Here is a 21191-nt window from a genome sequence, read left to right as displayed (position 1 = left end):
GACCCCTCCGCACAGGACAACCCTCACATATCCAGCCATAAGCAGGGCCGACCTGCGGTTTCTCGGGTTCGCCCTGGACGGCGAGACGACACGCCAGGAGATGGGACGCCCGGCGCGCCTTCGGGGCACTCACGTGGCCCGATCCAGACCGTGATTCTATGATCATCGACCTGCCGCGACAACCCGAGCGTGACCCGGACGCGTACGGGTGGCCCCGCACCTCCGTGAAGGAAGTGCGGGGCCTACCCTCATCCGGCTGTTCTCCCTCCTAGCCGCGCAGCACCACTACCTGGGGCATGATCTGCGCTGCCAGCTGGCCGGGCGCCGCCGCCTTGCCAGGCGTCGTGGTTTCGACCTTCTGCTTGAACCCGAGCTCTTCCTTCGCGATCTTCTGCTCGAGTTGCTGCCCCTCACTCGCGAGCCGCTGCTGGATGTCGAACTCCTGCTGCGCGATCTGCTGCTTGGCCTTGAACGCCTCCTGCTCGAACTTCTGCTTGAGGGCGAGTTGCGCGCTCTCATGGCTCTGGGACAGCCCGAGCTGTTCGGTCGCGAACTGCTGCCGGACCTGGATCGGGATGTTCTCCGGGATGACTATGGGAACGAGGCCTGCCGGAGCGGTGCCCGCCGGAACCGTGACCGTCGGCATGCCGGCGGGAATGCCGACCGCCGGCGCGGTGCCCCTGTAGCCGGTCTGGGAGACCTGAGAATCACAGACTCTCTGCATCTGCGCGCCCGTGGCCAGCGAGCCCGTCTGCTCCCACCTGCACGGTTGGCTTGCTGACGCTGGCGCGGACGCGTGAGTGCCGGCGAATGCGGGTGCGCTCGCGAGCGCGACACCACCTGCCGTGATCGTGGCGGAGATCGCCACAAGAGCCAGCCGTCTGGTCTTCTGGTGCATGATGCCTCCTTTGGCCGGTCAGGCTGGGCAGCCGGGTCGTATGTGAACCGAATTGGCCGGCACAATTTCGCTGTACGGAAGCCGAATTACGGCGACCGTTCATTGAATGAATTGACGGCCGGATATTCGGAACCCATCGTGCCGGGCGGCCATATCTCGATCCTCAATGCGGCCGCCCAAATGCGTCTAGGCCATTTGACGGAAGCATTTCCGCTGACCTTCGAGGATGTGACCTGCCGGAGACGGGTTCCACAGGTCCTCCGTACCGGACTTTCCGGCCCCTTGGCCGGTGGAGCAGTCCCGGGTTGCACGCGCGGGGGAAGACGCCGAAAACAACGCGGCAACATACCTGGAGAAGTTGAGTATGCCTTTGCCGAGGCGGCCTCACCGAGCCCCTACTGCGACCCCCGAGGCCCGTCCGAAGAAGCTACCCGGGCAGTCATACCGGGCAACGCGAGACCAGCGACAGCCGCGGCAAGAACGGGCAGACCGATGACCAGAGCGGAGATCAACGGCCACGGGGTATCGAAGGCTACCCGTGGTACCGCGTCCCACTCGATCGAGGCCGTCATCGGCCATGCCAGGAGCAGACCGATGGCACACCCAGCGGCCGCGCCCAGCGCCGTGCCGCAGGCTGCGCCGAATCCCACACGGCACGCGGCGAACAACCGCAGGATCGCGGTCGAGCCGCCGCTGACCCGTAGCAGTACACGTCCCGATCGGGAGCCGCCGACCCGGCCGGTCACGGCCAATGCGCTGCCGAGGGCGACGACGACCGCCGCCACAACGAAGAGTCGCCAGCCTGTCGAAGCCTGGAACCCCCGCTCGACGTAAGTGGTCGCGGTGTCACCCAGCCGACGGTCGAGCCGCTCCTGCTCGATCAACGTGGTGCGATGAATGGAGGGATCGATGATCAGCCCCTCCGGCTCCAGGTTATAGCCGAGGTCTCGCATGACCTTCGCCGGGAGGAAGAGCTCCTTCACGTGAGGGTCGGCGGGCTTGGCGACGATGGCCGGAACGCTCTTGGTCAACAGCGACTCGTCGTTCCTGGTGGAGTCGAAGTCGTAATAGATCGTCACCTTGTCGGCTTCTACGTCGTCGGACGTGACCACTACGGCAGTGTTCTCGTCGTAGGGCGTCGACGGGTCTCCCGTGAGATAGCGGAGCAGCGCCTGGTCACCGATAAGACCGGCCGGAGCGACCATCTCCAGGTCCGGCAGCTCTACGTTCCCCACATCCAGGCTGAAGTGCCCGTTCTCGCGCTGGCGATCGATCTGCGCGATGGGCACTCCGGGTAACTCCTGTTGGACAGCCGTACGTACGGCAGCCACCTCTTCCGCTGAGAACCCCCGCACCATGAGGGTGCCCGGCCTGGCCTGTGGCTGGTATTCCGCCCTGTTCTGCGCTGTTATGGCGACCGCGATGATCATTACCGCGACTGCGAGGGCCGTCGCGACCATCGTCGCCGCGACTGCGGGAGCCGTCCGGGCTCGATTACCGGCCACGTCGCGGGCCGCCAGGCGCATCGGCAGCGGCAGCCGTACGGCGCACCGCCCGAGGATTCCCAGCAGCCATGAGGGAAACGGGCCCAAACCGAACAGGAACAGCGCCCCGCCCATCACAGCAGCCAGGACGGTCAGCGCCGATCCGAAGTCGTCATAGTGCTGGTCTTCGTGCGTGGACCACGCGGTGAGCGCCATCACCACGATGCCGATCGTCGACAGAGCCGATCCCCAGACCAGGTGACGTCGGCTTACGCGGGCGTGGAGACCGGCTGGGGCGGATCGCGTCGCGAACTCGACCATGGGGAAATGGTAAGCAGTGTCGAACGATGTTGTACGGAAGAAGGCCTGGATAACTCAGGCGTCGTGATCCGGATCGGCGCTGTGCGTTCCGGCTCTTCGATTCGCCCTGACCCACGCTCCCCCGTGTCGTGAGCAGGGCCGATTTAGACGTTGAAGCGGAACTCCACGACGTCGCCGTCGCGCATGACGTAGTCCTTGCCCTCGATGCGGGCCTTGCCGGCGGACCTCGCGGCGGTCATCGAGCCGGCCTCGATGAGGTCGTCGAACGAGATGACCTCGGCCTTGATGAACCCACGCTGGAAGTCGGTGTGGATGACCCCGGCGGCCTCGGGAGCCGTGGCGCCCTTGCGGATCGTCCAGGCCCGAGTCTCCTTCGGACCGGCGGTCAGGTAGGTCTGCAGGCCGAGCGTCTCGAAACCCACCCGGGCCAGCTGCGCCAGGCCGGACTCCTCCTGGCCCACCGACTGCAGCAGTTCGAGCGCCTCGTCGTCCGGCAGCTCGACCAGCTCGGACTCGATCTTGGCGTCGAGGAACACGGCCTCGGCCGGAGCGACGATGGCCGACAGCTTCGCCCGGAGGTCGGTGTCCACCAGCTCGTCCGCGTCCAGATTGAAGACGTACAGGAACGGCTTGGCCGTCAGGAGATGAAGCTCGCGCAGGTCGGCGGGGTCGATCCCGGCCGACCTGCCCCCGGCGTACAGCGTCGTGCCGGTGTCGAGGAGCTTGGCGGCGGCCTCGGCGGCCTCCAGCAGGACCTTGCGGTCCTTGTTGGTCCTGGCCTCCTTCTGGAGCCGGGGAAGCGCCTTCTCGATCGTCTGCAGGTCGGCGAGGATCAGCTCGGTGTTGATCGTCTCGATGTCCCGCTCCGGCGCGACATCGCCGTCGACGTGCGTGACGTCGGGATCGGTGAACACCCGGATGACCTGGCAGATGGCGTCGGTCTCGCGGATGTTGGCGAGGAACTGGTTGCCTCGCCCCTGGCCTTCGGAAGCCCCCTTGACCAGGCCCGCGATGTCCACGAACTCCACCTTGGCGGGCAGGATGCGCGCGGATCCGTAGATCTCGGCCAGCTTCTCCAGCCGCGGGTCGGGCACGCCCACGATGCCCACGTTGGGCTCGATCGTGGCGAACGGATAGTTCGCCGCCAGGGCGTTGCCACTCTTGGTCAACGCGTTGAAAAGCGTTGACTTGCCGACGTTGGGCAGGCCGACGATGCCGATGCTCAGGCTCACGTAGGCCGAGTTTACGGGCCCGAGGCCAGTGCGCCGGACATCAGCCGCGTCATCGGCGGCGCGTGCGCGCGCCTCCCCCTCCGAGAACGGACGACCTGGGATCATCCAGGCGTGGACGTCATGGCTCTCGTACTCGTGCTCGCCGTGGGGCTGGCCGCCGGGCTGGCGATCGGCTTCGCGCTCGGACGGGCCAGAGCGGCCACGGAGGTCGCCGTCAGGCTGGCGGAGGCGGAGGCGAGGATGAGAGCGGCCGAGGACAAGGTCGTCTACGTCGAGAACCAGCTCTCCGAGAGATTCCAGGCCATCTCCGCCCGTGTCCTCGACGTCGCCAACCTGCGCTTTCTGGAGCTCGCCGAGAACCGGCTGAACACCACGCGGGCGGAGGCCGCGGGAGACCTCGACCAGCGGAGGCTGGCCGTGGAGAACCTGGTCGGGCCGCTCAAGGACACCCTCGCCAAGGTCGAATCCCAGCTCCGCGAGAGCGAGCTCGGCGCCCGGGCCGCCCGCGCCGAGCTCAGCCAGCAGATGGAGTTCGTACGGCAGAGCTCGGAGCAGCTCAAGACCCAGACGACAGCGCTGGTCAGGGCGCTCCAGCGGCCCGAGGCACGCGGCCGGTGGGGCGAGCTCCAGCTCCGCCGGGTGGCCGAGATAGCCGGCATGGCCCGGTTCTGCGACTTCGACGAGCAGGTCAGCGCCGTGACCCGCGACGGTGTGGTGCGCCCCGACATGGTCGTACGGCTCAGCGGCGGCAAGAACATCATCGTGGACTCCAAGGTGTCGCTGGCGGCGTACCTGGAGGCCGCCGAGGCGACCGACCCCGACCTGATCTCGGCGCGGCTCGACGCCCATGCCCGTCATGTCCGCGAGCACGTCGACCGGCTGGCCGCGAAGTCCTACTGGCAGGCGTTCAGCCCGGCGCCCGAGTTCATGGTGCTGTTCATCCCCGGCGAGGCGTTCCTGGCGCCCGCGCTGGAGCGCGATCCGGGCCTGCTGGAGTACGCCATGAACAGGCGGGTGCACATCGCCACCCCGACCACGCTGATCACCATGCTCCGCACGGCTCAGTACGCCTGGCAGCAGGCCGCGCTCAGCGAGAACGCCCGCGCGGTCTTCGACCTCGGCAAGGAGCTGTACGAGAGGCTCGGCGGCCTTGGCCGTCACGTCGACGGGCTCGGCCGGGCACTGACGAAGGCGGTCGTGGCCTACAACCGGACGGTGGGCTCCTTAGAGAGCCGGGTCCTGGTGAGCGCCCGCAAGATGAACGACCTCGGCATCGTGGACTCACCGCTCACTTCACCGGAGCTGGTTGAGGAGGTCCCGCGCCTCGTGGGAATGCCGGAAGCCGACGGTGAAGAGCAGGTAAGCCCCCCTCCTTTCCATCGTCAGAACGGTAAATTGACGCGAGACTTGTCGTAAGGGGGGCTCGATGACAAGGACCGGTGGGACAAGGACCAGTGAGACAGGGCTCAGGCTGACAGCCCGGGGCGCCATCGCCCTGCTCTTTGTGATCACGCTGCTGGGCCAGGTCTTTCTCCCCGGCCCGGCCTTCGTGGCCGGATGCGTGGCCGCGGCTCTGCTCGTGCAGCCGCGCGACCTGCTGCCTCTGGTGGTCACTCCGCCGCTGGTGTTCTTCGCCGCCACGGCGTTCGTCGAGCTGGTGCGGTCGATGGGTTCCGGCTCCATGCTCCAGACGCTCGGCCTCGGACTCCTCACCGCGCTCTCGGCGGGTGCTCCGTGGCTGTTCGGCGGCTCCGCGCTGATGCTGGCCATCGCCTGGCCCCGCGGCTTGCCCGCCAACGTGCGGGAGCTCCGCCAGGACCTCGGAGCCGACGGCTCCCGAGGCTCTCGCGGCGCTCCTGTCCCCCGGCCTCGCCAGAGCGGCGAGGCCGCCTTCGACCCCGAGCCCGAGGGTTACTTCGAGCCCCGCGTGTACGGCAAGGCGCCCGACGAGTGACCCCGGTCGACGGCCTGAGGAGCCACCCCGGCGCCAGACGGGCCAGACGTACGGCTAGACCCCGCGGAGGTCGCGCCTGAGCTCGTGGGGCAGCGCGAAACGCATGCTCTCCTTGACGGACTCGATCTCCTGGACGTCGGTGAAGCCGAGCCCCGCGAGCCTGCGCAGGACCCCTTCGACGAGCTCCTCGGGGACGGAGGCGCCGCTGGTGAGGCCGACCGTGGTCACGCCCTCCAGCCATTCGTCGCGGATGAGGGAGGCGTCGTCCACCAGGTAGGAGGCGTCGGCCCCGTAGTCCTTGGCCACCTCCACCAGGCGCTTGGAGTTGGACGAGTTGGCCGAGCCGACGACGATGACCAGCTCGGACTCCGCCGCGATCTCCTTCACGGCCGCCTGACGGTTCGACGTGGCGTAGCAGATGTCGTCGCTCGGCGGGTCGATCAGGTTGGGGAAGCGCTCACGGAGCCGGGCGACGGTCTCGGTGGTCTCGTCGACCGACAGCGTGGTCTGGGAGAGCCAGACGACCTTCTCCGGATCGCGGACCTCGACCCTGCCGACGCCGTCGAGCCCGTCCACGAGCTGGATGTGCTGCGGTGCCTCGCCCGCCGTGCCCTCGACCTCCTCGTGCCCCTCGTGGCCGATGAGAAGGATGTCGTAGTCCTTCGCGGCGAACCGCTTGGCCTCGTTGTGCACCTTGGTCACCAGCGGGCAGGTCGCGTCGATCGTCTTGAGCCGGCGTCCGGCCGCCTCCTCGTGGACGCTCGGCGCCACGCCGTGGGCCGAGAAGACCACGATGGCCCCTTCGGGGACCTGCTCGGTCTCCTCGACGAAGACGGCCCCCCTGGCTTCGAGCGTCTTGACCACGTGGGTGTTGTGAACGATCTGCTTCCGCACGTAGATCGGCGCGCCGTACTGATCCAGGGCCTTCTCGACCGCTTCGACGGCACGGTCCACGCCCGCGCAGTAACCGCGCGGCTTGGCGACGAGTACGCGGCGGGTCGCGGGGCTCTGTGAATCCATGTTCCTATGCTATGTGGAACGCCAGCCGCATCTTGACTGTGGTCTTTGCGAGACTGGATGTCCGAAAACATATCTCCCCAGGAGCCGCGATGTCCGTCCTGAGAGCCATCACCAAACCTCTGCGTGACGTCTTGGGCCACCGCGACCATTTGCGGGAAAAGGCCAAGGACCTGCCCGTATACGTGCTTCAGACCGCGCTGAGCAGCGTGGGGCACGCCCTGCTGATCGGTGACCGCGTGCGGACCACGATCAAGCGTCTGACCGGCTCGGAGGAAGAGACACCATACGCCCCGCGCCCGGCCGCGACCGAGCCGGCGGAGGAGGAGGCGCGGCCGGCCCGCCGCGAGCCGGTCATCTTCGCCCCCCGCCCCGAAAAGGAGGCCGCCGCTCCCGCGGCGCCTGCCGCCGCCAAGCCGGAGCCGGTCATCTTCGCCCCCGGCCGGAAGCCCGAGGCCGCTGCGCCCGAGGCCGCTCCGCCCGGCGAAGCCGAGAAGCTCGACCTGCCCGCCGTACCGGTCGAGGCGGAGCCGCCGGAGGTGGCGGCCGCGCTGGACCGCCAGGCCGAAGCGCCGTCGGCGCCCAAGCCCCGCCGGGCTCCCGCCAAGCCGCGTGCGCGGAAGGCCGCCGAGAAGCCGTCCGCCCCGCCGGTCCCGGAGGCCGCCCCCGCCAAACCGGCCGCCAAGGCTCCGGCGAAGGCGCCCGCCAAAGCACCTGCCAAGCCCGCCCCGAGGCCGGCCGCCGAGGCCGCTGGGGAGGGTCTCGCCGAGCCGCTGCCGGGCTATGGCGGCCTGACGGTCGCGTCGCTGCGGGCGAGGCTGCGGGGCAAGACCGTCGAGCAGGTGCGCGAGCTGCTCGCCTACGAGAGGGCGCACGCGGGCCGCGCCGAGGTGATCCGCCTGTTCGAGAACCGCGTGACCAAGCTCGCAGCCGGAGCCCCGCCCACCGACGTCCCGGGTGGGCCGCTCGGCCGATAGTGGAATGTCGGCGGGTACGGCTAGCCTGCGGGGGCTGGTAGTGGAGGCATCTAGTAAGGGCTCGGCGAGGAGGGCATGTGAGCGCGAAGACGTCACCGGAAGCGCCGCTGCCGATCAGGTCGGTGCTGCAGATGGTCGCGCAGTGGATCGGCAAGCTGGGCACCATCTGGGTGGAAGGGCAGATCACCGACCTCACCGCCCGTGGTGGCACGGTCTTCCTGACCCTCCGTGACCCGGTGGCCAACGTCTCGGCCCGGATCACCTGCGCGCGTGCCGTCTACGAGGCGAGCGTGCCCCGCCCGATGGACGGCGCGCGGGTCGTCATGCACGTGAAGCCCGACTTCTGGGTCAACAAGGGGTCCTTCGCGTTCACCGCCATGGAGATCCGGCCGGTCGGCGTCGGCGAGTTACTGGCCCGGCTGGAGCGGCTCCGCCAGGTGCTGGCCGGTGAGGGCCTGTTCAACGTGGACCGCAAGCGGCGGCTGCCGTTCCTGCCCGGCACGATCGGGCTCATCTGCGGGCGCGACTCGGCGGCCGAGCGCGACGTCCTGGAAAACGCGCGCCGCCGCTGGCCCGCCGTCCGGTTCAAGGTGGAGGCGGTAGCCGTACAGGGCCCTTATGCGGTCGGTGAGGTCACCGAGGCGTTGAGCAGGCTCGACGCGGACCGCGAGGTCGACGTCATCATCGTCACCCGGGGCGGCGGCTCCCTGGAGGATCTGCTGCCGTTCTCCGACGAATCGCTGGTCCGGGCCGTCGCGGCATGCCGTACGCCTGTGGTGAGCGCGATCGGCCACGAGCAGGACAGCCCGCTTCTCGACCTCGTGGCCGACGTGCGGGCCTCGACGCCGACCGACGCGGCGAAGAAGGTCGTGCCGGACGTCGGTGAGCAGCTCACGCTGGTCCGCCAGCTCAGGGACCGGGGCCGCAGGGTGGTGGGCGGCTGGCTCGACCGGGAGCTCTCCTGGCTCGCGTCGGTCCGCTCGCGGCCCTCGCTCGCCGATCCCGTCCGCGAGCTGGACCGCCGCGCCGAGCAGGTCGACGCGCTGCGGGACCGGTCCCGGCGGTGCCTCACGGCATCTCTGGACCGGTCGGCCGACTCGCTCGGACACCTTCGCGCCCGGCTCGTGGCCCTCTCACCCGCCGCCACGCTGGAGCGCGGCTACGCGATCGCCCAGCGCCCTTCCGGCGAGGTCGTACGGCTCGCCCGCGACGTGAAGCCGGGCGACGAGCTCACCATCCGGTTCTCCGACGACCGCGTCACCGTGACGGCCCAGCCGGACGAGTAGGGGGCTCTCAGACGACGATCCGCGTGCCGTAGTGCTCCAGCCAGGCGTTGAACTGGAGCAGCCCTTCCAGCGACATCCGGGCGGGGCTCTGGGTGCTGGTGGCGCCGAGCGGCTGGTCGATGACGGTCCGCATCGTCTTCAGGTCGATGAGCGGCGCGGCGGCGAGGTCCCCGCGGTCGAGCAGCCGCGCCACCTCGGTGCGCAGGCCCTGCTCGTACGAGGGATCCTGCGTCGAGGGATACGGGCTCTTGCGGCGCTCGATCACCGAGCGCGGCAGCAGGTCGGCCGTGGCGGCCCGCAGCAGGCTCTTCTCGTACCCGTCGAAGGTCTTCATCGCCCACGGCGTGTTGAAGACGTACTCAACCACCCGGTGGTCGCAGAACGGCACGCGGACCTCGAGCCCGACGGCCATGCTCATGCGGTCCTTGCGGTCGAGCAGGATCTGCACGAACCGGGTGAGATGCAGGTAGCTGATCTCTCGCATGCGCCTTTCCAGGCCGCTCTCGCCCGGCAGGCGCGGCACCTCCGCCAGGGCCTGCTGGTAGCTGTGGGCCCGGTACGCCGGTATGTCGAGCTTGCGCAGCAGCTGCTCGTCGAGGAAGTGGCCCGGTGTCGACATGCCCCGCATGGCCGGTGTGGCCAGCCACGGGAAGGTGTGGGCGTTCACCGCCTCGGGATCGTGGAACCAGCGGTACCCGCCGAAGACCTCGTCGGCCGACTCGCCCGACAGCGCCACCGTGGAGTGGCTGCGGATCGCCTTGAAGAGCAGGTAGAGCGACGTGTCCATGTCGCCGATGCCAACCGGCAGGTCACGTGCCCGCAGGACGGCCGCGCGCACGGCCGGGTCCATGAGATCGGCCGAGTTGAGCACGATGTCCGCGTGCTCGGAGCCGACGTGCCGTACGACGTCGTGGACGTACGGCGTGTCCGGTGTGTCGCGTGCCTCGTCGGGCTGGAAGTTCTCCTCGTATCCGGCGAAGTCCACCGAGAACGACCGGACCTTGCCCTGGCCCTCCAGCGCCCGCGCGGCCAGCGCCGTGACGGCACTGGAGTCGAGGCCCCCGGACAGGAGCGTGCAGAGGGGCACATCGGAGATGAGCTGCCGCGTGACGATGTCCTCCAGCAGCTCGCGGACGGTCCGTATGGTCGTCTGGAGATCGTCGGTGTGCTCGCGGGCTTCGAGCCGCCAGTAACGCCGCTTACTCAGGCCCTCTCGGCGTACCTTGACGATCTGGCCGGGGCGCACCTCGTACATCCCGCGGAAGATCGCCTTCTCCGGCGTCTTGACGAAGGCGAGCACCTCGCGGAGGCCGTCGGCGTCCACCACCCGCTGCGCGAGCGGGTTGGCGAGGATGGCCTTGGGCTCGGAGCCGAAGAGCACGCCGTCGGGCGTCGGGTAGTAGTAGAGCGGCTTGATCCCCATCCGGTCGCGGACGAGCAGCAGCTCCTCGCGCCGGGCGTCCCAGATGGCGAAGGCGTACATGCCGTTGAGCCGGGCGACGAAGTCCTCGCCCCACTCCAGATACGCCTGGAGGACGACCTCGGTGTCGCTGTGGGTCCGGAAGCGGCGCCCCCGCTGGGTCAGCTCGGCGCGGAGCTCTCGGAAGTTGTACGCCTCACCGCTGTAGGTGAGCACGGCGAGCACCCGGCCGTCGTCCTCGGCGACCATGGGCTGGCGGCCGCCCTCGATGTCGATGATGGCGAGCCTCCGGTGGCCCAGTGCCGCGTGCGGAGCGAGCCACAATCCCTCGGCGTCCGGTCCCCTGCAGGCCATCGTGTCAACCATCGCCTGCGCGGTCCTCCGCTCCTGCCGAAGATCGCGCCCGTAGTCCACCCAGCCACTGATGCCACACATTCGACGACCCCCCGGTTCATCGGTCTGTCTGGTATACCCCGTTAAAACGTTCAAACGGATGCATATACGACTATAGTAGGACAAATAATGCGAGCTTCATGATCATCTGGGATCCGCGGCAAGGAGTGTCGGTGGCGGCCTCTATCGTGGGTGCCGTGGCCGAGGAGAAGCAGACGCCGTCGTACGAGCAGGCTCGCGAGGAGCTGACCGACGTGGTCCGCCGCCTGGAGACGGGCGGGCTGACGCTGGAGCAGTCCATCGAGCTGTGGGAGCGGGGAGAGAAGCTCGCCGCGGTCTGCGAGGAGTGGCTGCAGGGCGCCCGGGTGAAGCTGGCCGCCGCGATGGCCCAGCGCCAGGAGCCCCAGCCCACCAACTCCGACGAGGCGCCTTTCTAGGCGCGTGGACGGTCTGGGTCAGTCTCCTGAGGCAGCGACTCCCAGGCTCGGTCACGCGGCGGGGGTGGACTGGGGGGCGAGCGAGGCCGCGAGGGCGGTCAGCTCCTGCCAGTCGGCCGAGCCCGTGACGACCACGGCGTGATCGGGGAGGATCCGGACGAGCGACCGCTGGTTCTTGTCCGAGCGGAACCGCTCCTCCCAGGTCGCGCCGTTGATCTGGCGGCTGCCCGTGGCCTTGTCGGTGTTGGCCATCCGGTTCGCGAAAGCGGCGGCCGGCTGCTCGTTGCTCTGCGCGAGCATGGCGTGCATCCGCTTGCCGGTCGCGAAGCCCAGGCGCCAGGTGACGGTGCCGCCGTTCTGGGTCAGCGTCGAGCTGTTGGGGATCCAGTTCGGGAGGACCTGGCGGGGCGCCTCGATCTCGTACGGCGCGGACCGGGCGGCGTTGGCCAGGTCGATCTTGTAGTCCACGGCAGGGATGTGCTCGGTCCTGCTCTGAGGCGTGATGAGCAGAAAAAGAGCGACGCCCGCGAGGCAGATGGCCAGCGCGACGGCGTAGCCGTAGAAACCCTGCGTGAATCGTCCCACGTCAGAGGAGATTACCCGGTGCGGGGCGGGGCAGCCGCTAAGGATGCCGGATTTGGCCGATGATGAGAAGAGCGTCCTCTGTCATCTTCCGGGCGGCCTCGGGATCCTCCGAGAGGGTCACCTCCTGGACGACGGCGGCGAGCGCGCCGGTGACCACGACCACCAGGGCGTCCTCGTGCTCGAAGAGGGCGGCGGTCCTCCTGGCCCACTGGCGGAGCCGGTCCCGCATGATCACCTCGAAGCCGGGAGGGGCGTCCCCCCGGAGGAACAGCGCGGCGAGATCCCGCTCGGCCAGGCAGCCCTCCAGATACGCCCGGGCGGCCGCGAGGAACACGGGCATCGGGTCGGTCTCCCCCGCGGCCCGCGCCGTCTGGACGGCCTGCCTGGTCCGCTGGGTCTGCCGCTTCTGGAACTCTTCGAACAGCGTCAGGTAGAGGTCGGCCTTGCCGGAGAAGTGGTGGTAGAGGCTGCCGACGCTCGCCCCGGCTCGGGCCACGACCTCGGTCACCCCGGCTTCCGCGAAGCCGCTTGTGACGAAAATCTCCTTCGCCGCTTCGAGGAGCGCGCCGCGCGTGGCGGCGCCACGCTCCGACGTGCGCACTGTTACCGGTCGCTCGGTGTCGCTGCTCATGACCGCGACGATATCCCGACCTGTCCGTCCTGGGGCGTCCCCTGACCAAATGGCCTCCTACCTGCTGTGACAGGTCCAGACCAATCAGACAAAGCCAGGGGTCTCGGCCTACGATCTCTGTAGAGAGGAAGGGGATCGATGTCTGAACACGTACCGGCCGCTCTGGCGACGGGGGAACACGCGCCCGACCGCAACCTGGCTCTCGAGCTGGTGCGCGTGACCGAGGCGGCGGCCATGGCCGCCGCCCGCTGGGTGGGCCGTGGCGACAAGAACGGGGCGGACGGCGCAGCGGTCAACGCCATGCGCCAGCTGATCAACACGGTCTCCATGCGGGGCGCGGTCGTGATCGGCGAGGGCGAGAAGGACAACGCCCCCATGCTCTACAACGGGGAGGAGGTGGGCGACGGCACCGGCCCCGACTGCGACGTGGCCGTCGACCCGATCGACGGCACCCGCCTGTGCGCCCTCGGCATGAACAACGCCATCTCCGTCATCGCGGTCAGCGAGCGCGGCTCGATGTACGACCCGTCCGCCGTCTTCTACATGGAGAAGCTGGTCACGGGTCCGGAGGCCGCCGACCAGGTGGACATCGAGGCGCCGGTCGCCGACAACATCCGGGCGGTGGCCAGGGCCAAGGGCGCCAAGCCGTCGGACGTGACGGTGGTCATCCTCGACCGCCCCCGGCACGAGGGCATCGTGAAGGAGATCAGGGAGACCGGGGCGCGGATCAAGTTCATCACCGACGGCGACGTGGCCGGCGCGATCATGGCGGCCCGCGCCGGGACCGGCGTCGACCTCCTGCTCGGCATCGGCGGGACGCCTGAGGGCATCATCGCGGCCTGCGCGATGAAGTGCCTGGGCGGCGTCATCCAGGGCAAGCTCTGGCCGCGCGACGAGCAGGAGCGGCGCAAGGCCCTCGACGCCGGGCTCGACCTCGGCCAGGTGCTCACGACCGACGATCTGGTCCGCTCCGACGACGTGTTCTTCGCGGCGACGGGGATCACCGACGGGGAGCTCATGTACGGCGTGCGGTTCCAGGGTGGGGCCGCCGTCACGCACTCCCTCGTCATGCGGGGCCGTTCCGGCACGATCCGCAAGATCGAGAGCGAGCACCAGCTGTGGAAGCTGGGCGCCTACAGCGCGATCAACTTCGACACGGCGGTGTGAGGCTCAGGGCCTGCGGAACAGGCCCTTGCGGGGACGCCGGGGCGACCGGGCGATCACCTTGCCGCCGAAGACGAATCCCGCCAGCTCGATGACGGGCGCGTCCGGACCGTATCCGGTCGCGCCCGGCGGGAGCCGCACCTCGTTCCGCAGCGATCCCACGCGCGCCGACGGCGCGGTGACGATCCGTACGCCCTCCGGCACGATGAGCGTGACCGTGCCCGCCATGACCGCGAGCTGGACCACCACCCGGCGCGACTGGAGCAGCGCCTCACAGAGGTCCATGGTGACCCGGCCGCCGAGCGAGGTGACGGGCACCTGAGAGGGCACGACCCACCGGCCCGCCCGGCTCTCGGTGCGGAAGAAGGCCGTGACCGGGCGGCCGTCCATGTTGAAAGGCTGGCTTTCCGGGGGGAGCAGGTCCGTGGTGAGGGCGGCGAGCTCGCCCAGCGTCCGGGCGGCGTAGGCCCGCTCCACCCGCTCCTCGTGTTCGGGAGGGGTGAGCCTGCCGTCGGTCACCGCGTCGGCCAGAACCTTGATCACGCGCTCCCGGTCCGCGTCGGACGCCCGCAGCTCGGCCGCGCCGGGCGCGTCCGGGGCTCGCGGGGCGAGGAACGCGGAGACGGCGGACAGCCACTTGGACTCGGTGCTCACACCATCGAGACTAAGGCCCTCGATCGCGAGCGAGGACCCTCCACGAGGCATTGACCGCGTGCGGCGCGGCTCCTACGCTGGCCAAAACTTGAACTCTCCTCATGTTCCCCGGAGGCCGCGTGCCGACCCCATCCTCACGCGACCGGCAGGCGCGGCTCGCCACCTTCGCGGTCTTCTTCGTCCAGGGCCTCACGTTCGCCACGCTGCTCACCCAGGTGGCCGCGCTGCAGAAGAAGCACGGCCTCAGCGACGACCAGCTCACCCTGCTGCTGCTCGTCGTGCCGGTGATCGCCGGGGTCGGGAGCGTGCTCGCGGGCGTGCTCGCCTCCCGGTTCGGCAGCCGCCTGATCCTCCGCGTGGTCCAGCCACTCGCGTGCGTGGCGGTCGTCCTGGCCGGGCTGGCCTCCAGCGTCCCGCTGCTCGTGGCGGCCAACGTGCTGTTCGGCCTCGGTCTCGGCGGCGTGGACGCGGGGATGAACATGCAGGGCGTCGCGGTCGAGCGACGGTACGGCAGGGCGGTCATGACCGGCTTCCACGCCCTGTGGAGCGCGGCGGCGGTGATCGGCGCGGGATGGGCCTCCGTGGCGGGCGGCCTCGGCCTGAGCCTCCCGGCCATGTTCGCGACGGCCATGGCCCCCGCCGTGGTGATCTCGCTGATCGCCTCCACCTGGCTGTGCGTGCCGCACGAGGAGCATGTGGCGGCGGACGCCGCACAGACCGCGTCGAGAGTCCCCTGGAAGGCGATCATCCCGCTCTGCCTGGCGATGTGCTTCCTCTACGTGGGCGACGCCTCGATCTCCAACTACGGCTCCGTCTTCATGGACAAGATCATCCACGCGACCGCCGCCGTGGCGCCCTGGGCGCTGGGGGCCTACCAGGCGACCACGTTCGCCGTCCGGGTCGGCGGCGACTTCGCGGTCCGCCGGTACGGCCCGGCCATGATCGTCCGGATCGGCGGCGCGATCGCCACGCTCGGCTTCGCCGCGATCGTCGCGGCGCCGAACGAAGTGCTGGCCGTCGCGGGCTTCGCCCTGACCGGCGTCGGCCTGTCCGTCGTCGCCCCGCAGTCGTTCTCCGCGGCGGGCCGCCTCGACCCGGCCGGGACCGGCGTGGCGATCGCCCGGGTCAACATGTTCAACTACCTCGGCTTCATCGTCGGCGCGGCCCTCGTAGGCGGCATCGCGAACTCGGCCGACTACCGGATCGCGTTCGCCGCGCCGCTCGTGCTCGCCGCCGTGATCGTCGTGCTGGCCCGCGGCTTCCAACCCGCTCCCGCCGCCACCGTCACCGTGCCCGCCACGTCCTGAGGTAGGGCTCCTGGGCCCGCTTGGCCTGGTCGTACCGTTCGCGGATTTCCGGAACGCCCACCTCGGCCACCGGGACGTCCCACCACGCCTCGGAGTCCGGCGTTCCCCCGGGCACGGTCTCGACGTAGACCACGGTGGTCCGGGTCGCCTCCATGGCCTTGGCGAGGGCGCTCCGCAGGGAGCCGGGATCGCTCGCCTTGAGCACGTCGGCCCCGAGGCTCGCCGCGTTGGCCGCCAGGTCGACCGGGAGGGGGCCCCCGTCGAGCTCTCCCGAGCCGCCGCGCAGGCGGTAGGCCGTGCCGAGCCGCTCCGCGCCGACCGACTCCGACAGGTTGCCGATGGACGCGAACCCCTGGTTGTCCACCAGGACGATCACGAGCTTGACGCCCTCCTGGACGGCCGTGGCGATCTCCTGGGCCATCATCAGATACGACCCGTCGCCGACCAGCACGAACACCTCGCGCTCAGGGTCGGCGAGCTTCACGCCGAGGCCCCCGGCGATCTCGTAGCCCATGCAGGAGAAGCCGTACTCGACGTGGTATTCCGTCGGGTCGGACGCGCGCCAGAGCTTGTGCAGGTCGCCCGGCATCGACCCGGCCGCGTTGACGACGACGCCTCCGGCGGCGACCTCGTTGAGGATGCCGAGCGCGACCGGCTGAGTCAGCGCGTCGCCCTCGTACGCTCGGGAGATCACCGCCTGCCAGTCCCCTGCCAGCGAGGCCGCCCGCGCCGTCCACTCCTCATCGGCCCGCCAGTCGCCCGCGTCCAGCGCCTCGATCGCGGCCCTGGCGTCGGACACGAGCGGGATCCCGGCGTGCTTGGCCGCGTCGAAGGCGGCGACGTTGACGTTCACGAACCCGGCCGCGTCGCCGAACAGCGTCCGGGAGGCCGTGGTGAAGTCGCTGTAGCGGGTCCCGATGCCGATCACCAGGTCGGCGTCGCGGGCGAGCGCGTTGGCGGCCGCCGAGCCGGTGTGGCCGATCGCGCCCACGGCCTGCGGATGGTCGTACGGCAGGGCGCCCTTGCCGGCCTGGGTCTCCCCGACCGGGATGCCGTACCGCTCGGCGAACTCCCGCAACTCGTCCCACGCCTCGCTGTACCGGACCCCGCCGCCCGCGACGATCAGCGGTCTCCGCGACTCCCTGATGGCCCGTACGGCTCTCGCCAGCGCGGCCGGCTCGGACACCGGGCGGCCGACATGCCAGACGCGCTTCTCGAAGAGCTCGTCCGGCCAGTCGAACGCCTCGGCCTGGACGTCCTGGGGCAGCGCCAGCGTCACCGCGCCGGTCTCGGCCGGGTCGGTCAGCACGCGCATCGCGGCCAGCAGCGCGGACGGAAGCTGTTCAGGCCGGTTGATCCGGTCCCAGAAACGGCTGACGGGCTTGAAGGCGTCGTTCACGCTGATGTCGTACGACCGGGGATCCTCGAGCTCCTGAAGCACGGGCGAGGCCACCCGGGTGGCGAAGACGTCACCGGGCAGCAGCAGCACCGGCAGCCGGTTCACAGTCGCGAGGGCCGCCCCGGTGACCATGTTGGTCGCGCCCGGCCCGACCGACGTCGTGCAGGCGAAGGTGGACAGCCGGTTCGCCGTCTTGGCGTAGCCCGCCGCCGTGTGGACCATGGCCTGCTCGTTGCGGGCCAGATAGTACGGCAGGGCCGACCGGGTGCCCGCGCCCTGCTCGGCGAGCGCCTGACCGATCCCGGCGACGTTGCCGTGGCCGAAGATGCCGAAGCAGCCCTGGATGAGCCGCCGTTCGACGCCGTCCCGCTCGCTCCACTGTTGTCCGAGGAACCGCACGAGCGCCTGCGCCACCGTGAGTCGCATGGTCCGCATGGTGGTCAGTCCTTCCCGAAGGGCACGCGCGGGTCGATCGGCTGGCCGGCCCAGGACGAGCGGATCCAGGCGTGCCTGGGGTCGTCGCAGAAGGCCATGGACCGCTTCTCGGCGGGCCCGGCCAGCACGTTGAGGTAGTAGAGGTCGTAGCCCGGAGCCGCCATCGAGGGCCCGTGGTAACCGTGCGGCACCAGGACCACGTCACCGGGCGACACCTCGGCGAGGACGTCGTGCGTGCCGTACACCCGCTGATACCCGGGGCCGCCCTCGAAGTAGTAGATCTCCTCCAGGACGGCCTCGCCCTCGCCCTCGGTGTCGTGCTTGTGGGGCGGGTAGGACGACCAGTTGCCGCCGGGCGTGAGCACCTCGACGGCCACGAGCTTGTCGCACTCGAAGGTCTCCGGCGCGCAGAAGTTGTTGACCTGCCGCGTCGCCTGCCCGGCTCCCCGGATCTCCACCGGCACATCGGACGCCGGGCCGTACCGGACGGGGAGCCTGCGGGTGGCCCTGGCCGACGGCAGGGCGATCCGGCCCCGGCCGCTGATCCGCGCCGTCGTCCCGATGGGCAGGTACGCGAAGTCGGTCGGCGCCGCGAACACCGACTCGCGCCCGTCGAGCGAGAGCCGTACACCGTCGGCCTCGACCTCGCACGCGCCGGACAGCGGGAGGACCAGCATCTCCTCGGAGCCGGTGGCGAGCTCCACCGGCTCTCCGGCCAGGTCGACGATCCGCAGGCCGGAGTAGGTCCATCCGGCCGACTCGGGGGTGACCTGCACCGCCCACGGACCCGACGCCGCCGCGCCGAACGGGATATACGTCATCGGGCCGCCCCTTCCAGCAGTCCCGCCGCGATGTCCACGGCGGCCGCCACGTCGTCGTCCGGCGGGTAGAGCAGCGCCCGGCCCACCACCAGGCCGCGCACGCCGGGGTTGCGCAGGGCCTTGGCCCACGACGCGTAGACCTCGTCGGGCGCGCCGGAGGGGTCCCCCCCGAGCAGCAGCGTCGGCAGCGTGGTGGCCTCCATCACGCGCTCCATGTCGTCGATCACCGGGAGCTTCAGCCACGTCCGGGCGGAGGAAGCCCCGAGGGCCTGGCCCACGTGGATGGCGTGGATCATCGCGTCGGCCGACAGGTCGTTCCTGACCACGCCGCCGGACCGCTTCGACCAGAACGGCTCGACCATCGCGGCCAGCCCCTCCCTGGACAGCTCGGTCACGGCGCGGGCGCAGCTCTCCAGCGTGGCGGCCGTCCGCTCGTCCTCCAGGCCGATGCGGCAGAGCATCTTCCCGCCGTCGAGCCGCATCGCGACGATCGACTCGGTGTCGTAGGCCGTGAAACGGTCGTCGAACTCGAAGACCGCACCCTGCAGGCCGCCCCGGTTCATCGACCCGATCACGATCTTGTCGTCGAGCGCGCCGAGCAGAAGGAGATCCTCGATGATGTCGGGGGTCCCCAGCACTCCGTCCACGCCGGGCCGCGACAGGGCGACCACGAGCCGGTCCAGCAGCTCGACCCGGCTGGCCATGGCCATCGGCCGCCCCGACACGCCGAGGGCGCCACGGGCCGGATGGTCGGCCGCGATGATCAGGATCTGCTCGCGGTCGGCCAGCAGGGGCCTGCGCCGCCGTACCGCCGCCGCCTGGGCGATCCGCTCGGGGTGGCGGGCGCGGTCGTCGAGCAGCCGCCGGTAGTCGTCGTCACGCATGAGCGCCGCTCCCCGACAGCATCGCGTCGACCTCCTCGGCGGTCGGCATGTCGGGGGCGCAGGCGAGCCGCCCGGCCACGATGGCGCCCGCGGCGTTCGCGAACTCGAGCGTCCGCTCCAGCGACCACCCCGACAGCAGCGCGTGGCACAGCGCGCCGCCGAACGCGTCGCCCGCACCGAGCCCGTTGACGACCTCGACCTTCCGCGGCGGGACGACCACGGTCTCGTCCCTCGTCATGCCGAGCACGCCCTTGGAGCCCTGCTTGACCACCGCCAGCTCCAGACCGGCGTCCAGGAGCGCCTTCGCCGCGTCGTACGGCTCCCGCGTCCCGGTGGCCACCTCGACCTCGTCGAGGTTGCCGACCGCCACGGTGACATGGCGGAGGGCCTGCCGTACGAGATCGGGGGCCTCTGCCACGTCCGGCCAGAGCATGGGGCGGTAGTCGAGGTCCAGCACGGTGAACCGGCGGCGGCCGCGCGCCTCCAGGGCCGCGAAGTGGGCGCTCCGCGACGGCTCCTGGGACAGGCCGGTCACGGTCGCCCAGAACAGGTCCGCGCCGGCGATCGCGCCGAGGTCCAGCTCGTCGGCGTGGATCTCCAGATCGGGAGCCTTGGGGTAGCGGTAGAAGTAGATCGGGAAGTCCTCGGGCGGCCGGATCTCGCAGAAGGTCACGGGCGTCGGCAGGCCCTCGACCGGCGTGACGTAACGGTCGTCCACCCTGTATTCGGCCAGCGCGTCGTGGAGGAACTCGCCGAAGGGGTCCGCGCCCGTCCGGGTGATCACCGCGGCCGATCGCCCGTACCGCGCCGCGGCGACCGCCACGTTGGCCGGGCTGCCGCCGAGGTACTTACCGAACGTCTCGACCTCCCGGAGGGACACCCCCACCTGCAGCGGGTAGATGTCCACCCCGATGCGGCCGATGGTCAGCACCTCAGTCATTGGAGAGGCCCTTGAGATAGTCCATGCTCGCCCTGACGTCGCCGATCGGGCCCTCGCCCGCCGGGGGCTCGCCGTCCAGCACGACGTCCTGCTCCATGACATACCACCCGTCGTATCCGGCCATGCCGAGGCCGGAGACGATTCCCGCGACGTCGACGTCACCCGTGCCGAGCGGGCGGTAGATCCCCTTGCCGACGGCCTCCGTGTAGGTCAGCCGGCCCTCGCGGACCTGCTCCGCCATCGCGGCGTCCACGTCCTTGAGGTGCGCGTGCGCCACTCGTCCCGGCGCCTCCCTGACGATCTCCAGCGGGTCGGTGCCGCCGATCAGCAGGTGCCCGGTGTCCAGGCAGAGGGGTACGGCACAGCCGTCGATCACCCGGCGGACCTCGTCACGGGTCTCCACCATCGTCCCGACGTGCGGGTGCAGCGTGACCAGGGGGCCGCCCGAGTCGGCGGCCTCCTTGAGGATCCGGTCGAGGTTGCCGAGGAGCGTCTCCCAGCCGGTGGCGTCGAGCGCCGGACGTCCGTCGTAGCCGTCCACGCCGGTCGCGGCGGCCAGCACCATCACCTCGACGGACCCCTCGCGGAACGAGCCGAGAAGCTCGCGGACGCCGGTCAGCGGGTCATGCCCCGGGTCGTGCAGCACGACCGGGACGAACCCACCGATGGCCCGCAGGCCGTACCCGTCAAGGAGGGACCGGCGGCTCTCGGGCGACGACGGGAGGAACCCGTCGGGGCCCAGCTCCGTGGCCGCCAGGCCGAGGTCCCGCATCTCCTGGAGGACTCGGTCGGGGCCGAGCTGGTAACCCCAACCGGGCACTTCGCACACCCCCCACGAGATCGGGGCTCCAGCGATCTTCACTTCGATACCTCCATGGTGGAAACCCGGCCTCCAGACCATCCAGTTGTAGGTGGAGGGGCAACCGAGAGTCAAGACTTTGTCCTGACATTC

General features: G+C 70.2%; 20 protein-coding genes. 7 read left to right on the top strand and 13 right to left on the bottom strand.

All coding sequences use genetic code 11. The annotated features are described in order from the left end of the window. Positions 1-268: 268 nt before the first annotated feature. The 3 genes from ABH927_RS14065 to ychF form a co-directional block, all read right to left on the bottom strand. Positions 269-898: a hypothetical protein gene (locus tag ABH927_RS14065; protein WP_370021553.1), complete on the bottom strand. Its 630-nt coding sequence runs from the start codon at positions 896-898 to the stop codon at positions 269-271. A 395-nt stretch (positions 899-1293) separates the two neighbouring features. Continuing rightward, the gene (locus ABH927_RS14060) at positions 1294-2703 is read right to left on the bottom strand and encodes a hypothetical protein (RefSeq protein WP_370021551.1); all 1410 of its coding nucleotides are present in this window, start codon (positions 2701-2703) and stop codon (positions 1294-1296) included. 143 nt (positions 2704-2846) lie between these two features. Continuing rightward, on the bottom strand, positions 2847-3935 hold the full coding sequence (ychF, locus tag ABH927_RS14055; protein WP_370021549.1) for a redox-regulated ATPase YchF: 1089 nt from the start codon (positions 3933-3935) through the stop codon (positions 2847-2849). 120 nt (positions 3936-4055) lie between these two features. On the opposite strand from ychF, the gene ABH927_RS14050 reads away from it, so the two are divergent. Both ABH927_RS14050 and ABH927_RS14045 read left to right on the top strand, forming a co-directional pair. Continuing rightward, complete coding sequence (locus tag ABH927_RS14050) at positions 4056-5351, top strand: DNA recombination protein RmuC (RefSeq protein WP_370021677.1); 1296 nt, start codon at positions 4056-4058, stop codon at positions 5349-5351. A 10-nt stretch (positions 5352-5361) separates the two neighbouring features. Then, positions 5362-5889, top strand: a complete 528-nt coding sequence (locus ABH927_RS14045) for a DUF6542 domain-containing protein (protein WP_370021547.1) — start codon at positions 5362-5364, stop codon at positions 5887-5889. Positions 5890-5943: 54 nt separating this feature from the next. Here ABH927_RS14045 and ABH927_RS14040 read toward each other — a convergent pair whose 3' ends face one another. Beyond that, the gene (locus ABH927_RS14040; protein WP_370021545.1) at positions 5944-6909 is read right to left on the bottom strand and encodes a 4-hydroxy-3-methylbut-2-enyl diphosphate reductase; all 966 of its coding nucleotides are present in this window, start codon (positions 6907-6909) and stop codon (positions 5944-5946) included. Between the two features lie 89 nt (positions 6910-6998). Between ABH927_RS14040 and ABH927_RS14035 the strand changes: the two genes are divergently transcribed. Together ABH927_RS14035 and xseA are read left to right on the top strand one after the other, a co-directional pair. Continuing rightward, positions 6999-7883, top strand: a complete 885-nt coding sequence (locus tag ABH927_RS14035; protein WP_370021543.1) for a hypothetical protein — start codon at positions 6999-7001, stop codon at positions 7881-7883. 77 nt (positions 7884-7960) lie between these two features. Then, complete coding sequence (gene xseA, locus ABH927_RS14030; RefSeq protein WP_370021541.1) at positions 7961-9169, top strand: exodeoxyribonuclease VII large subunit; 1209 nt, start codon at positions 7961-7963, stop codon at positions 9167-9169. 7 nt (positions 9170-9176) lie between these two features. Here the strand turns inward: xseA and asnB are convergent, their stop codons facing one another. Continuing rightward, positions 9177-11024, bottom strand: coding sequence for an asparagine synthase (glutamine-hydrolyzing) (gene asnB / locus ABH927_RS14025; protein WP_370021539.1), 1848 nt, complete (start codon positions 11022-11024; stop codon positions 9177-9179). Positions 11025-11179: 155 nt separating this feature from the next. Here asnB and ABH927_RS14020 point away from each other — a divergent pair, with 155 nt between their 5' ends. Beyond that, the gene (locus tag ABH927_RS14020) at positions 11180-11419 is read left to right on the top strand and encodes an exodeoxyribonuclease VII small subunit (protein WP_370021675.1); all 240 of its coding nucleotides are present in this window, start codon (positions 11180-11182) and stop codon (positions 11417-11419) included. Between the two features lie 51 nt (positions 11420-11470). Here the strand turns inward: ABH927_RS14020 and ABH927_RS14015 are convergent, their stop codons facing one another. Continuing rightward, complete coding sequence (locus tag ABH927_RS14015) at positions 11471-12004, bottom strand: DUF4245 domain-containing protein (RefSeq protein ID WP_370021537.1); 534 nt, start codon at positions 12002-12004, stop codon at positions 11471-11473. Positions 12005-12041: 37 nt separating this feature from the next. Beyond that, positions 12042-12635: a TetR/AcrR family transcriptional regulator gene (locus tag ABH927_RS14010; protein ID WP_370021535.1), complete on the bottom strand. Its 594-nt coding sequence runs from the start codon at positions 12633-12635 to the stop codon at positions 12042-12044. A 138-nt stretch (positions 12636-12773) separates the two neighbouring features. Between ABH927_RS14010 and glpX the strand changes: the two genes are divergently transcribed. Further along, the gene (glpX, locus tag ABH927_RS14005; RefSeq protein WP_370021533.1) at positions 12774-13802 is read left to right on the top strand and encodes a class II fructose-bisphosphatase; all 1029 of its coding nucleotides are present in this window, start codon (positions 12774-12776) and stop codon (positions 13800-13802) included. Between the two features lie 3 nt (positions 13803-13805). Here the strand turns inward: glpX and ABH927_RS14000 are convergent, their stop codons facing one another. Further along, positions 13806-14453 carry a DUF1707 domain-containing protein gene (locus tag ABH927_RS14000; protein WP_370021531.1) on the bottom strand — a complete coding sequence of 216 codons (648 nt, stop codon included), beginning with the start codon at positions 14451-14453 and terminating at the stop codon, positions 13806-13808. Between the two features lie 119 nt (positions 14454-14572). Here ABH927_RS14000 and ABH927_RS13995 point away from each other — a divergent pair, with 119 nt between their 5' ends. After that, positions 14573-15760: an MFS transporter gene (locus tag ABH927_RS13995; RefSeq protein ID WP_370021529.1), complete on the top strand. Its 1188-nt coding sequence runs from the start codon at positions 14573-14575 to the stop codon at positions 15758-15760. On the opposite strand, the gene iolD is transcribed toward ABH927_RS13995, so the two are convergent. From iolD to ABH927_RS13970, 5 genes are read right to left on the bottom strand one after another with little or no spacing between them, the layout of a single operon-like run. Further along, positions 15738-17585, bottom strand: a complete 1848-nt coding sequence (gene iolD / locus ABH927_RS13990; protein ID WP_370021527.1) for a 3D-(3,5/4)-trihydroxycyclohexane-1,2-dione acylhydrolase (decyclizing) — start codon at positions 17583-17585, stop codon at positions 15738-15740. The genes ABH927_RS13995 and iolD overlap by 23 nt on opposite strands. Before the next feature lie 14 nt (positions 17586-17599). Further along, a complete protein-coding gene (gene iolB, locus ABH927_RS13985) occupies positions 17600-18415 on the bottom strand; it encodes a 5-deoxy-glucuronate isomerase (RefSeq protein WP_370021525.1) in 816 nt (271 codons plus the stop codon). Further along, the gene (locus ABH927_RS13980; RefSeq protein WP_370021523.1) at positions 18412-19299 is read right to left on the bottom strand and encodes a class I fructose-bisphosphate aldolase; all 888 of its coding nucleotides are present in this window, start codon (positions 19297-19299) and stop codon (positions 18412-18414) included. The genes iolB and ABH927_RS13980 overlap by 4 nt, the downstream gene beginning before the upstream one ends. Continuing rightward, positions 19292-20239 carry a 5-dehydro-2-deoxygluconokinase gene (gene iolC / locus ABH927_RS13975; RefSeq protein ID WP_370021521.1) on the bottom strand — a complete coding sequence of 316 codons (948 nt, stop codon included), beginning with the start codon at positions 20237-20239 and terminating at the stop codon, positions 19292-19294. The genes ABH927_RS13980 and iolC overlap by 8 nt, the downstream gene beginning before the upstream one ends. After that, positions 20232-21101, bottom strand: coding sequence for a sugar phosphate isomerase/epimerase family protein (locus tag ABH927_RS13970; protein ID WP_370021519.1), 870 nt, complete (start codon positions 21099-21101; stop codon positions 20232-20234). Before ABH927_RS13970 ends, iolC begins: the two co-directional genes overlap by 8 nt. Positions 21102-21191: the final 90 nt, after the last annotated feature.

It is taken from the genome of Planotetraspora sp. GP83 (assembly GCF_041262585.1).
GTDB lineage: Bacteria > Actinomycetota > Actinomycetes > Streptosporangiales > Streptosporangiaceae > JAOEGB01.
The sequence above is the reverse complement of the archived record's forward strand: the minus strand, read 5'-3'. Positions and strand labels throughout refer to the sequence as shown.

Bases quoted from the DNA above. Each gene is read 5' to 3' on its own strand.
- ABH927_RS14045 (WP_370021547.1), top strand. From the start codon at position 5,362: ATGACAAGGACCGGTGGGACAAGGACCAGTGAGACAGGGCTCAGGCTG.
- ABH927_RS14010 (WP_370021535.1), bottom strand. From the start codon at position 12,635: ATGAGCAGCGACACCGAGCGACCGGTAACAGTGCGCACGTCGGAGCGT.
- ABH927_RS14050 (WP_370021677.1), top strand. From the start codon at position 4,056: ATGGCTCTCGTACTCGTGCTCGCCGTGGGGCTGGCCGCCGGGCTGGCG.
- ABH927_RS14035 (WP_370021543.1), top strand. From the start codon at position 6,999: ATGTCCGTCCTGAGAGCCATCACCAAACCTCTGCGTGACGTCTTGGGC.
- asnB (WP_370021539.1), bottom strand. From the start codon at position 11,024: ATGTGTGGCATCAGTGGCTGGGTGGACTACGGGCGCGATCTTCGGCAG.
- glpX (WP_370021533.1), top strand. From the start codon at position 12,774: ATGTCTGAACACGTACCGGCCGCTCTGGCGACGGGGGAACACGCGCCC.
- ABH927_RS14060 (WP_370021551.1), bottom strand. From the start codon at position 2,703: ATGGTCGAGTTCGCGACGCGATCCGCCCCAGCCGGTCTCCACGCCCGC.
- iolC (WP_370021521.1), bottom strand. From the start codon at position 20,239: ATGACTGAGGTGCTGACCATCGGCCGCATCGGGGTGGACATCTACCCG.
- ABH927_RS13980 (WP_370021523.1), bottom strand. From the start codon at position 19,299: ATGCGTGACGACGACTACCGGCGGCTGCTCGACGACCGCGCCCGCCAC.
- iolD (WP_370021527.1), bottom strand. From the start codon at position 17,585: ATGCGACTCACGGTGGCGCAGGCGCTCGTGCGGTTCCTCGGACAACAG.
- ABH927_RS14065 (WP_370021553.1), bottom strand. From the start codon at position 898: ATGCACCAGAAGACCAGACGGCTGGCTCTTGTGGCGATCTCCGCCACG.
- ABH927_RS14040 (WP_370021545.1), bottom strand. From the start codon at position 6,909: ATGGATTCACAGAGCCCCGCGACCCGCCGCGTACTCGTCGCCAAGCCG.
- iolB (WP_370021525.1), bottom strand. From the start codon at position 18,415: ATGACGTATATCCCGTTCGGCGCGGCGGCGTCGGGTCCGTGGGCGGTG.